The organism is Pseudoalteromonas arctica A 37-1-2 (genome assembly GCF_000238395.3).
GTDB classification, from domain to species: Bacteria; Pseudomonadota; Gammaproteobacteria; order Enterobacterales; family Alteromonadaceae; genus Pseudoalteromonas; species Pseudoalteromonas arctica.
Genome location: NZ_CP011025.1, coordinates 1 through 13,349 on the forward strand (window position 1 = coordinate 1; position 13,349 = coordinate 13,349).

Sequence of the window (13,349 nt, forward strand, 5' to 3'; positions counted from 1 at the left end):
TCAACAATTTTATAAAAATCAATCTTTTACTTGTGGATAAAGTGTCTTCATAATACGCGGTCTTGGGTCGCTTATTGGACCATTTGAACGCAATAAATGTATGATTTATAATCATTAATGATGTGCGGGAATAAAAATTATATCTCTGGGAGTTTAACTGTGTATCTGTCGGTTTGGCAAAGTTGTTTATATGTATTGCAAGATGAGTTGCCTTCGCAGCAATTCAGTATGTGGGTAAGACCGCTACAAGCAGAAAGTACCGAAGATACCTTGACGATTTATGCACCTAATCGCTTTGTGCTTGATTGGGTGAGAGAAAAGTACCTAAATAGAATTAACGAATTACTAGTAGAGATTTGTGGTGTTGAAGCACCAAAACTACGTTTTGATGTAGGTAGTAAGCCTTTATTAAATGCACAAGCTGCACCGGTTATAGAAACTCAATCGGCACCAAGTGCACACGCTTCAGCAAAACAACAGCCTCGCGAGCAAAAGCCAGTTGTTGAACCTGCACCTAAGTCAGGTTACAAATCTAACATTAAAGAAAACTATACTTTTGATAGCTTTGTTGAAGGTAAATCAAACCAATTAGCAAAAGCTGCGGCCACACAGGTTGCCGACAATCCTGGCTCTGCTTTTAACCCTGTATTTATATACGGTGGTACTGGTTTAGGTAAAACTCACTTATTACATGCAGTAGGTAATGGCATTATGGCAAATAAGCCAGATGCTAAAATTGTTTACATGCATTCAGAACGCTTTGTTCAAGACATGGTAAAGGCACTTCAAAATAATGCGATAGAAGAATTTAAGCGTTATTACCGTAGTGTTGATGCATTAATGATTGATGATATTCAATTTTTTGCTAACAAAGAGCGTTCACAAGAAGAATTTTTTCATACCTTTAATGCATTGCTTGAAGGCAACCAACAAATTATTTTAACCTCTGACCGTTACCCTAAAGAGATTGAAGGGGTTGAAGACAGGCTAAAATCACGTTTTGGTTGGGGATTAACAATTGCGATTGAGCCACCAGAGCTTGAAACACGCGTTGCTATTTTAATGAAAAAAGCCCAGCAAAGTAAGATTAACTTACCACACGAAGTTGCCTTTTTTATTGCCAAAAAATTACGTTCAAATGTTCGTGAACTAGAGGGGGCACTTAACCGTGTAATCGCTAATGCGAACTTTACCGGTCGTCCTATTTCAATCGATTTTGTAAAAGAAGCGCTACGCGATTTACTTGCCTTGCAAGATAAACTGGTTACCATAGACAATATTCAGCGCACTGTTGCTGAGTACTATCGAATTCGTATATCAGACCTGTTATCTAAGCGCCGCAGCCGCTCTATAGCGAGACCACGCCAGGTAGCTATGGCATTGTCTAAAGAATTAACTAATCACAGCTTACCTGAGATTGGTGACGCATTTGGTGGGCGCGATCATACGACCGTATTACATGCATGTCGTAAGATAAAATCACTACGTGACGAAAGCCACGAAATTAAAGAAGATTACCAAAACTTAATAAGAACATTGTCATCTTAGGGCTGACTTTATTATGCAAATAACAATATCAAGACAACAATTTTTAAAGCCATTGGTGCAAGTGTCGGGCGCAATAGAGCGCAAACACACGTTGCCAATTTTATCTAACGTTTTGTTAGTGGTAGAAAACGGACAACTTTCAATGACGGGTACTGACCTTGAAATTGAATTAGTTTCTGGCGTATTTGTAGGTGATGATATTGCCGATACAAAACTAACGTTACCCGCTAAAAAGTTACTCGATATTTGTAAAAGTCTACCAGATGGTTCAGACATTACTTTAAGCTTGCAAGAGCATCAATTACTTTTAACCAGTGGTAAAAGCCGTTTTTCATTAACTACTTTATCGGCTGATGATTTTCCTAATTTAGAAGAGTGGGACGGAGAGGTTGAATTTCAACTAACTCGTTTAGAGCTTCGTAAGTTACTCGAAAGCACGCATTTTTCGATGGCAAATCAAGACGTACGTTATTACTTAAATGGTATGTCGTTTGAAGTAGATAATACCGATATAAAAACAGTAGCAACAGATGGTCACCGTTTAGCTATAGCGCAAAAGCAATTAACGCAATCGCTTAATACACAACGTCAATTAATTATACCTCGCAAAGGTGTGCAAGAAATTATGCGCCTTATGGTAGCTGACGATGAATTGGTAACAATTCAGTTTGGTGCTAACCATATCCGTATTATTGATATTGAGTTTACATTTACAAGTAAACTGGTTGATGGGCGTTTTCCCGATTACCGTCGTGTATTACCGCGTGGTGGCGACAAAGTAATTACAGCTAACCGAGAATGGTTACGTAATGCGTTCCAACGAGTGTCTATTTTATCTAATGAAAAGTTTCGTGGTGTACGCTTAAACTTATCAAACGGTTTATTAAAAATTACGGCCAACAACCCAGAGCAAGAACAAGCTGAAGAAGTTGTTGAAGTAAGTTACGAAGGTGCTGACCTAGAAATAGGGTTTAACGTGTCTTACGTATTAGACGTACTAAACACATTAAAAACAGAAGACGTACTATTTACATTAGCTGACTCAAACAGCAGTGCATTAATTGAAGGTGCAGGCGATGAAGAAGCAATGTACGTTGTTATGCCTATGCGTTTATAAGACTATAAATACATAATGAGCTTAAGTCATTTGAGCCTCAAATATTTTCGTAATATTGAGGCGCTGACGCTAGAACCAGTTAACGGCGTTAATATAATATATGGTGAAAACGGCAGCGGAAAAACCAGCCTTTTAGAGGCTATCTATTACCTTTCTCACGGCAAATCTTTTCGTACTCCAAAACACAAAAGTATTATCGCGCATCAGCAAGAGCAGTTTGTAATTCACGGGCGCAAAACAATACACGACTTATCTATTCCAATTGGTATTAGTAAAACCCAAACGGGTGAAACTAATTTAAAAATTCAAGGTAAGGCGAGCCGTAAAATATCCGAACTAGCTCAACTCATGCCAGTGCAAATTATTACACCAGAGAGCTATTCTTTATTTTTCGGTGGGCCTAAAGAGCGCAGAAAGTTTTTAGATTTAGGTTTGTTCCACGTGGAACATGAGTTCTTTTTTTTATGGCAATCGTTCAATAAAGTACTTAAACAACGTAATGCATTGTTAAAAACTAAGCCCAAGAATTATTTTGACCAAATTAAGTTTTGGGACAAAGAATTTGTTAGACTGGCTGAAGAAATAAATAAATTAAGATTGGCGTATATAAGTAGGTTTAAGCAGCAGTTTTTTGATAAAATGTGTGCAGAATTAACGCTTGTACGTGATTTAGAAATGACCTTTAACGCAGGTTGGAAAGAGACCGAATCTCTTGCAGATGCGTTAGAGCAAAACTTTGAGCGAGATGCTCGCCAAGGGTTTACAAGTAAAGGCCCTCATAAGGCCGATTTTAGTTTTAGTGTCGCTGGCAACAGCGTGGAGAATACATTCTCACGCGGTCAATTGAAGTTACTATTATATGCGTTAAAAGTTACGCAAAATAGCTTAATTGAGTCAGAGACAGATAAGCAATCTATATTGCTAATAGATGATCTACCTTCAGAGTTAGGCGAAGATACAAAAGAGAAAGTGGGACAATTACTTGCTCACTGCAGTTCTCAAATTTTTATCTCTTCAATTTTGTCTGAAAGTATTTCTGCTGTGGTGGAACCCATGCAACGAGAACTACAAATGTTCCACGTGAAACATGGCAACCTAATAACAAGATAAGTGGGATTAACCATGTCTGAGAATTATGACTCGTCGAGTATTAAAGTACTTAAAGGATTAGACGCAGTAAGAAAGCGTCCTGGAATGTATATTGGGGACACCGATGATGGCACAGGCTTACACCACATGGTGTTTGAGGTCGTTGATAACTCGATCGATGAAGCCTTAGCAGGTCATTGTGATGATATTTATGTAACGATTCACTTAGACGGTTCTGTCTCAGTACGAGATAACGGTCGTGGTATTCCAACTTCTATCCATGAAGAAGAAGGCGTATCAGCAGCCGAAGTTATTATGACGGTACTTCATGCTGGTGGTAAGTTTGATGATAACTCTTATAAAGTATCAGGTGGCTTACACGGTGTTGGTGTTTCTGTTGTAAATGCACTTTCAGAAAAGCTAAAACTTACAGTTCGCCGTGAAGGTAAACTTCATGAGCAGTTTTACACTATGGGTGTTCCAGATGCACCTTTAGCTGTTATTGGTGAATCGGACACGACTGGAACAGAACTGCGTTTTTGGCCAAGTGGTGAAACATTCACAAACTTAGATTTTCATTACGAAATTTTAGCTAAGCGTTTACGCGAGCTTTCATTCCTAAATTCAGGTGTGAGCATCATTTTAAATGATGAACGTGAAGAAAATAAATCTGACCACTTTAAATACGAAGGCGGTATTCAAGCTTTCGTTGAATACTTAAACCGTAATAAAACACCTATACATAAAGGTGTATTCCATTTTACTCACGAACGTGAAGAAGATGGTATTAGCGTTGAAGTATCAATGCAGTGGAATGATGCATACCAAGAAAACATTTACTGTTTCACAAATAATATTCCACAACGTGATGGTGGTACTCACTTAGCCGGTTTTAGATCAGCGCTAACACGTACACTTAATAACTACATGGAAAAAGAAGGCTTTAACAAAAAAGCTAAAACAACCAGCAATGCTACCGGTGATGATGCCCGTGAAGGCTTAACGGCTGTTGTTAGTGTTAAAGTTCCTGATCCTAAGTTCTCATCGCAAACTAAAGACAAGCTTGTTTCAAGTGAAGTTAAGTCTGCAGTTGAACAAGCAATGGCTGAAAAATTCACTGAGTTTTTATTAGAAAACCCAACTGATGCCAAAATTGTTGTAGGTAAGATTATTGATGCCTCACGTGCTCGTGAAGCGGCGCGTAAAGCCCGTGAAATGACACGTCGTAAAGGTGCAATGGACTTAGCAGGCTTACCTGGTAAGCTAGCTGATTGCCAAGAAAAAGATCCTGCCCAATCTGAACTATATATAGTGGAAGGGGACTCTGCTGGCGGATCAGCCAAGCAGGGACGTAACCGTAAAAACCAAGCTATTCTTCCGCTTAAAGGTAAAATCTTAAACGTAGAAAAAGCACGTTTTGATAAAATGTTATCTTCACAAGAAGTAGCAACACTAATTACTGCATTAGGGTGTGGTATTGGTCGTGACGAATATAACCCTGAGAAATTACGTTACCACCGTATCATCATCATGACCGATGCGGACGTGGATGGTTCTCACATTCGTACGTTACTATTAACATTCTTCTATCGCCAAATGCCTGAAATTGTAGAACGCGGCTATATTTACATTGCTCAACCACCACTTTATAAAGTGAAAAAAGGTAAGCAAGAGCGTTATATTAAAGATGACCCTGCATTAGTTGAATACCTAACATCGCTTGCTCTTAATGGTGCAGCGTTGTATGCAAGTACAGATGCACCAGCTCTTGAAGGTGAGGCACTAGAAGAAATCGTTCACGATTATCAAAACACAGTTAAAGTAATTGAGCGTTTAAAGCGTAAATACCCTAACACGGTAATGGAACGCTTAATTTATCAAACAGAATTGAAAACTGATGACCTTTCAGATGAAGCTAAAGTAATTGCTTGGACTAAAGTGTTGGTTGACGACCTGATTGCACGTGATGAAGATGCGACTATTTTCCATGCTGGTACAGAGCATGATGCTGAGCGTAATATGTATTACCCGGTTGTGAATATTCGTCAGCACGGTGTAGATAAAGCACACGTACTTCATTATGACTTTATTGCGTCACGTGACTACCAACGCATTGCTGTGACTGGTACTAACATCGCAAACATCCTTAGCGAAGGTGCATATATTCAACGTGGTGAGAAAACAAAACCTGTTGATAACTTTGTGGATGCTTTGGAATGGTTGATCACAGAATCGAAGCGCGGGATCTATATTCAACGCTATAAAGGACTGGGCGAAATGAACCCAAGCCAGCTTTGGGAGACCACAATGGATCCTAGTGCTCGCCGTATGTTACAAGTAACGATCGAAGATGCTGTTGGCGCGGATCAATTATTTGCGACCTTAATGGGTGACCAAGTAGAGCCTCGTCGTGAGTTTATTGAAAAGAACGCACTACGTGTAGTTAACTTAGACGTGTAAAAAATATTGCTTACATAGAAAAAGGAGCCTAATGGCTCCTTTTTTATTTTCTTCAATTACACAAACTGCTTAAAACCTGAGTGTACACACGGTATACTAAGGGTAATTTTCACGCTACTTCTTAGATAGTAAAAAGCCAAATATGCAAAAATATGACGTAAAAACCTTTCAAGGTTTGATCCTGGCTTTACAGGATTATTGGGCGCAGCAAGGCTGTGTCATTATTCAACCACTTGATATGGAAGTGGGCGCAGGGACATTTCACCCGCAAACTTTTTTAAAGTCTATTGGTCCAGAGCCAATGGCGAGTGCATACGTGCAACCGTGTCGTCGTCCTACCGATGGTCGCTACGGTGAAAATCCAAATCGCTTACAACACTACTACCAATTTCAGGTAGTTTTAAAGCCATCGCCAGATAACATCCAAGAGCTTTATTTAGGCTCTTTAGCGGCTATGGGTATCGATACACTAACTCACGAAGTTCGCTTTGTAGAAGACAACTGGGAATCACCTACGTTAGGTGCGTGGGGCCTAGGTTGGGAAATTTGGTTAAACGGCATGGAAGTAACGCAGTTTACCTACTTCCAACAAGTTGGTGGTATTGAGTGTTCACCAGTAACGGGTGAGATCACTTACGGCCTAGAGCGTTTAGCAATGTACATTCAAGGCGTAGATAGTATTTACGACTTAGTATGGGCAGACGGTCCACTAGGGCGCGTAACCTACGGCGACGTGTTCCATCAAAATGAAGTAGAGCAGTCTACTTACAATTTTGAACACGCAAACGTAGAAGACTTATTTGCTCAGTTTGATAAATGTGAAGCAGAGAGCCAAAAGTTAATTGAAGCAAACTTACCACTACCGGCTTACGAGCAAGTAATGAAAGCATCGCACGCATTTAACTTACTAGACGCACGCCACGCAATTTCGGTAACCGAACGTCAACGTTATATTTTACGCGTTCGTGCGTTATCAAAAGCGTGTGCACAAAGTTACTATGACAAACGCGAAGCACTTGGTTTCCCGCTGTGTAAGGATAAGTAAGTATGTCGTCAGCACAAAATTTATTAGTAGAAATTGGCACAGAAGAGTTGCCACCAAAAGCGCTGCGTAAATTAGCAGAAGCTTTTGCTGCAAACTTAACTGCAGAGCTAGAAACACTAGAGTTAGCACATCAAGGCGTAAGCTGGTATGCATCGCCTCGTCGTTTAGGTTTACAAGTAAAAGCGCTTGAAGCTAAGCAACAAGACAAAGAAGTTGAAAAACGCGGTCCAGCAACTAAAGCCGCATTTGACGGTGACGGTAACCCAACAAAAGCAGCTATGGGTTGGGCACGTGGTTGTGGTATTGAAGTAAAAGATGCACAAACACTCGAAACAGACAAAGGCGCATGGTTATTGCACATTGCTAAAGTAGCAGGGCAAGAAACTAAAACGCTAATGACAGGTGCAATTACTAAAGCGTTGGCTAAATTACCAATTCCTAAACCAATGCGTTGGGGCGCGAATAAAACACAATTTATTCGTCCTGTGCATACGGTAACTATTTTGTTTGGTGATGAGTTACTTGAAGGTGAGATCCTTGGTAAGAAAATAACTAACCAGCTTCAGGGTCATCGTTTTCACCACCCAGAAAAAATTAGTATAAACCATGCAGATGACGTTTTTGACGTACTTAAATCTGCCTACGTTATTGCTGATTACGAACAACGTAAAGCGCAAATTCGTACACAAATAGAAGAAGCTGCAAAAGCAGTTAACGCTATTGTTGCTATGGATGAAGATTTACTAGAAGAAGTAACATCACTTGTAGAGTGGCCAGTTACTTTAACGGCAACATTTGAAGAAGCATTTTTAGATGTGCCAGCCGAAGCGTTAATCTATACCATGAAAGACGATCAAAAATACTTCCCGTTATTAGATCAAAACGGCAAACTTTTAAATAAATTTTTGTTTGTATCTAACATAGAAAGTAAAGATCCAAGTGTGGTTATTTCTGGTAACGAAAAAGTAGTGCGCCCGCGTTTAGCCGATGCACAGTTCTTCTTTGAAACAGATAAAAAGAAAACTCTAGAAAGCCGATTAGAATCGCTTGATAGCGTATTGTTCCAAAAGCAACTTGGTACGCTTAAAGATAAGTCTCAGCGTATTAGTGAACTTGCGGGTTACATTGCTGAGCAATTAGGTGCTGATAAAGACCTAGCACAGCGTGCAGGCTTATTAAGTAAAACTGACCTAATGACTGAAATGGTAATGGAATTTACCGACGTGCAAGGTGTAATGGGAATGCATTACGCTCGCCACGATGGTGAAGCCGAAGATGTAGCCGTAGCGCAAAACGAGCAGTACATGCCACGCTTTGCAGGCGACAACTTACCTACAAACTTAATTAGCTGTGCAGTAGCTATTGCTGATAAGTTTGATACGCTGGTGGGTATTTTTGGTATAGGCCAGGCACCTAAAGGTGACAAAGACCCATTTGCTCTTCGTCGTGCTGCTATTGGTGCACTTCGCATTATGGTAGAAAAAGAACTACCACTTGATATTTTAGACCTAGTAGCTAAATCGCAAACATTGTTTGGCGACAAGTTAACTAACTTAAATGTATCAACTGACGTATTTGAATTTATGCTAGGGCGCTTCCGTGCTTGGTATCAAGACGAAGGTATTGAAGTAGACGTAATTCAAGCAGTGCTTGCACGTCGTCCGACTAAACCTGTTGATTTTGATCGCCGTGTTAAAGCCGTAAGCCACTTCCGTACATTAGACGCAGCAGAAGCGCTTGCAGCAGCTAATAAGCGTGTAGGTAATATTCTGGCTAAAAACGACATTACCAGCCAAGGTAGTGTTGATGAGAGCTTATTAAGCGACGACGCTGAAAAAGTATTAGCATCACAAGTAGCAAAATTTGCCACTGACCTTGCACCACTTTACGCAGATGGAAACTACCAAGAAGCATTAAGCCAATTGGCAGGTATTCGCGAAAGTGTTGATAACTTTTTTGACAACGTAATGGTTATGGCCGACGATGAAGCTGTTAAGCAAAATCGTCTTGCGCTGCTAAGCCAGTTAAGCGGATTGTTTTTAGGTATTGCAGATATTTCTGTTTTACAAAAATAACACCGATTAGCAATTTTAAAAGCCAGCGTTTTGCTGGCTTTTTAGTTTTCACTGTATGCAAAGGAAACCCCATTGATGATTTCTATGAAACGAATTTTAACTTTAGCAATTGCTGGTTTACTTACTGCCTGTACAAGCCAAATTTCGATTAACGATGTATTGCCACAGCAAGAGCTTGACCGCACAATTTACTTACGTGGCGACTTTACACTGTGGGATGCAGAACCCCAGTATCAGTTTGCGCCAGTTGGACCCGCGCTTTATCAAGCGCAAGTTAAATTTAGTACGCCTGGTAAAGTGTACGAATTTAAAATAGCCGATGCCGATTTTAGTGAAGGCTACAACTGTGGTTACAGCGATGCACAACCAGCAGGACAAAGCCTAACACTCGGCCAGCCAGCTATCGCAGACTGTAATACTATTTATAACTACTTTAGTTTCACACCAGCAATCAAAGGCACATACATAGTAAGTATTGATTACAGTGACTACGACAAGCCACAAGTGACGATAACGAAGAAGTGATAGCTGTATTTTTAAAGCTGATCGAGTGAATTAATGGATTTGTGACAAGGACGTTGTATGAAAGATAAAATAGAGTACTTATTGAAAGATGATTCGATGCCTAAAATGGTATTACTAAATGGTGCATGGGGATCAGGTAAGACATTCTGGATAGAGAATAATTTATTAACCGATGACGAATACCTTTATTTATCTTTAAATGGCTTAGGCTCGATAGATGATTTTTATTCTAATTTAATTTCGAAATTCTTTTTTAATAAGAATATTAAGGCAGAAGATTCAAGTTCTTTTCTAGATGGATTACAAAATGTACTAGGGAACTTTAATCAGGAAAACAAAGGTTTAATCTCAGGTTTAGTTTCTGGCTTTAAAGGTGCTGCAGTTGCAAAGGCTATTTCATCTATTAAGAATAGAATAATTGTACTTGATGATGTTGAAAGGATTGTTAAACCCAACCTAGCAAAGGAAATAATGGGGATCTGTCAAAGCCTTTCTCAAAAGAATGATAAGTTAAAATTTATTTTCGCAACAAACGTAAATGAGCTGAAGTTTGAAAATACACATACTTTAATTGAAAAAAATTTTTCTGGTACAGTTGAGTTTAAAATTAATGAAGATGATTTTTTTCAGATCGTGAAAGAAAATATAGCGGATATTGCAACTTACGGGGTTGAGGTACTTAATAAATTAGAGCTAAGAAATATAAGAATATTAAAACGAGCAAAAAGTAAATATTTGTCTTTAATTGAGGAAGTAGAGAAAGATAACTCAACCAATAATCTTGATGTTATAAAAGGCCGAAAGTCTTTGTTTAAGGATGTGGTAAGTATTTACTATATGCAAATGGATATAGGTTTTGATATTGATAAAATAAAGTCCCAAGCTAGGGATATGGTAACTGAGAGTCAGCCCAATCTACCTGAAATCGAATCCACAATTTTGGTTGACCATATAGTTTCAAGTAAGTCACTTGAGTTTGAAGACGTCTTAAAAAGTTATTATCCAGTAAAAGTACTAACTTTCGATCTACTTTTATCTAGAGGGGCAAAAGTTTTAACCGAAATAGATGAAGCTCAAATATATGAATACCTGCAGTCATTAGAAAGTATTATCACTAATGAAGAAAACCCAGAATTATTACGTTGGTTTTATGCTGTAGACGTTATATGTGAGCTAGATAAATATAAGTTTATAGAAGAGCTCGCATGGATACCTACAACTGAAAGCTCTCTAGTAGAAAGCATCTTGAAAAACTATCTGCCAAATGTTTTTGATACTTCGGCACCAATGAGTGGAAGAAGAGGTTATAGAACAGGGCAATTTTATAGCGAGGAATTAAATCAAAAATTTGAAAGTGTTCTGGATGAATTAAAAGAAGTTAAGCAAGGAGAAAAAATAAAATATCTAGAAGGTGAAATTCTTAAAGGTTGGACAAGTGATTTAGATTCAAGGGTTTACAAGGAATATCGAGCAGCGAGCCTTTTCTCTTTATTTCAGAATTCGAATAAGTTTGTCCAAGCATTAACAGAACACTGGTCAATACAACAAGTAAACTTATTTAGAAATTTTGTAGAGGATAGATATAAAGTAAACTTTAATAATAGTAGTCTTATTGAAGAGCTAAGTTTTCTAGTAAATATAAAAAAAGGGCTTTTTGAATACACGCAGCAGAAATGTGGTTTAAAAATTGGTTTTTTAAACCAATTAATCGAAAGTTTAAATTTAATTATAAATACAATGGAAAATTCTCAAAAAGATTAATCCAAACCTTTCTTTACCACATACCTATACGGTGCTTCTTCTGCATCTTTAGCCACCAGCGTGTGATCCATAAACGTACAAAAACTCGGAATGTCGCGAGTGGTTGATGGGTCATCTGCGGTTATTAATAACGTTTCACCATCACTCATTTTACGAATAGCAGCACGTACCATCATTACTGGCTCTGGACAGCGAAGACCTATGGCATCTAATTGGTGATCGGGATTATCAAAGCTCATAATAAATTGGCCTGTTTAATTAAAGTGATTGCTGTGTACGCGAGTGCTTAGGTATAGCAATTAATAAGTTTGGGAGTTTAACGCAATTTTAAGTGTAATTTAACTATTTTACTTATCTTAATATGCCCATATTATTTGAAACTTTATTGCTGCAAAAGACTTTATTTAATAATACGCCCGATCACATAATTACGCTGTTACATGCTTGTTTGATAAAGGGTCGTTTTCACTTAATTAAAGCTAATAAAAAAGGCGAACTGAATAAAATCAGTCCGCCTTTTTAATCACCAAGATGGTTTTACATGTTTAAAACTAATTAGTCTTGAACACGTTCAAATACAGTGGCAATGCCTTGGCCTAAACCAATACACATAGTTGCTAAACCGTATCGTACATTTTTGTCTTCCATTAAGTGAATAAGCGATGTGCTAATACGCGAACCCGAACAACCCAGAGGGTGACCAAGTGCGATTGCGCCGCCATTTAAATTCACTTTTTCGTCAACAACATCCATTAACCCTAAATCTTTCATTACAGGTAATGATTGTGCTGCAAAGGCTTCGTTAAGTTCTACTACGCCTAGGTCATCAATTGTAATACCGGCTTGAGCAAGTGCTTTTTTACTTGCTGGTACTGGGCCGTAACCCATAATTGATGGATCGCAACCAGCGACTGCCATTGCTTTAATACGCGCACGAATTGGTAAGCCAAGTTCTTTTGCTTTTTCTTCGCTCATTACTAACATTGCAGATGCGCCGTCAGAAAGTGCAGAAGACGTACCGGCTGTTACCGTACCTGATGCAGGATTAAATACAGGGCGAAGCTTTGATAGACCTTCTACTGTTGTTTCTGGGCGAATTACTTCGTCGTCTTCAACTAATATAAGAGAACCATCTGCTGCGTGACCTTCCATTGCTAAAATTTCGCGACGGAAACGGCCTTCAACAGTTGCAGCTTGTGCACGTTGATGTGAGCGATAAGCAAATTCATCTTGTTGCTCACGGCTAATGCCATGAAGTGTTGCAAGGTATTCTGCTGTTAAACCCATTGAGCCAGATGCTTGTGCAATCGTTGTTGCAAGGCCTGGGTGAAAGTCGTTGCCGTGAGTCATAGGTACGTGACCCATGTGCTCAACACCACCAATTAGGTAAGTGTCGCCAGCGCCTGTCATTATTGCGCGTGCAGCGTCATGCAATGCTTGCATTGACGATCCACATAAACGGTTAACCGTTACAGCAGGTACGCTGTGTGGAATACCGGCAAGTAGTGCTGCGTTACGTGCTACGTTAAAGCCTTGCTCTAATGTTTGCTGTACACAACCCCAATAAATATCGTCAATTGATGCTGGATCAACTGCTGGGTTGCGATCTAGTAAGCCTTTCATTAAATGTGCGCTTAAGTCTTCAGCACGTTTATGTTTGAATACACCACTTTTAGAGCGACCCATTGGTGTGCGGATACAATCTACAATTACTGGATTATTCATGATA

Annotated in this window: 10 protein-coding genes; 8 read left to right on the forward strand and 2 right to left on the reverse strand. The window is 39.1% G+C overall.

The features are described from left to right. Nucleotides 1–159: 159 nt before the first annotated feature. From dnaA to PARC_RS00040, 8 genes are all read left to right on the forward strand, one after another. The gene (dnaA, locus tag PARC_RS00005; protein WP_010555148.1) at nucleotides 160–1,548 is read left to right on the forward strand and encodes a chromosomal replication initiator protein DnaA; all 1,389 of its coding nucleotides are present in this window, start codon (nucleotides 160–162) and stop codon (nucleotides 1,546–1,548) included. Nucleotides 1,549–1,561: 13 nt separating this feature from the next. After that, entirely contained in the window at nucleotides 1,562–2,665 is a 1,104-nt protein-coding gene (gene dnaN, locus PARC_RS00010) for a DNA polymerase III subunit beta (protein ID WP_010555149.1), read from the forward strand. Nucleotides 2,666–2,680: 15 nt separating this feature from the next. Beyond that, complete coding sequence (recF, locus tag PARC_RS00015; protein WP_008138030.1) at nucleotides 2,681–3,775, forward strand: DNA replication/repair protein RecF; 1,095 nt, start codon at nucleotides 2,681–2,683, stop codon at nucleotides 3,773–3,775. A gap of 12 nt (nucleotides 3,776–3,787) precedes the next feature. Continuing rightward, nucleotides 3,788–6,214: a DNA topoisomerase (ATP-hydrolyzing) subunit B gene (gyrB, locus tag PARC_RS00020; RefSeq protein WP_008172005.1), complete on the forward strand. Its 2,427-nt coding sequence runs from the start codon at nucleotides 3,788–3,790 to the stop codon at nucleotides 6,212–6,214. A 142-nt stretch (nucleotides 6,215–6,356) separates the two neighbouring features. Beyond that, nucleotides 6,357–7,259 carry a glycine--tRNA ligase subunit alpha gene (gene glyQ, locus PARC_RS00025; RefSeq protein WP_007584197.1) on the forward strand — a complete coding sequence of 301 codons (903 nt, stop codon included), beginning with the start codon at nucleotides 6,357–6,359 and terminating at the stop codon, nucleotides 7,257–7,259. Nucleotides 7,260–7,261: 2 nt separating this feature from the next. Then, a complete protein-coding gene (gene glyS, locus PARC_RS00030) occupies nucleotides 7,262–9,334 on the forward strand; it encodes a glycine--tRNA ligase subunit beta (protein WP_010555150.1) in 2,073 nt (690 codons plus the stop codon). A 75-nt stretch (nucleotides 9,335–9,409) separates the two neighbouring features. Further along, complete coding sequence (locus PARC_RS00035; RefSeq protein ID WP_010555151.1) at nucleotides 9,410–9,859, forward strand: early set domain-containing protein; 450 nt, start codon at nucleotides 9,410–9,412, stop codon at nucleotides 9,857–9,859. Between the two features lie 57 nt (nucleotides 9,860–9,916). Beyond that, the gene (locus PARC_RS00040; protein ID WP_010555152.1) at nucleotides 9,917–11,620 is read left to right on the forward strand and encodes a hypothetical protein; all 1,704 of its coding nucleotides are present in this window, start codon (nucleotides 9,917–9,919) and stop codon (nucleotides 11,618–11,620) included. On the opposite strand, the gene tusA is transcribed toward PARC_RS00040, so the two are convergent. Together tusA and fadA are read right to left on the reverse strand one after the other, a co-directional pair. Then, complete coding sequence (gene tusA, locus PARC_RS00045; RefSeq protein ID WP_010555153.1) at nucleotides 11,617–11,859, reverse strand: sulfurtransferase TusA; 243 nt, start codon at nucleotides 11,857–11,859, stop codon at nucleotides 11,617–11,619. The two genes, PARC_RS00040 and tusA, sit on opposite strands and share 4 nt — an antisense overlap. Before the next feature lie 316 nt (nucleotides 11,860–12,175). Continuing rightward, nucleotides 12,176–13,345, reverse strand: coding sequence for an acetyl-CoA C-acyltransferase FadA (gene fadA, locus PARC_RS00050; protein WP_007584192.1), 1,170 nt, complete (start codon nucleotides 13,343–13,345; stop codon nucleotides 12,176–12,178). Between the last annotated feature and the right edge of the window lie 4 nt (nucleotides 13,346–13,349).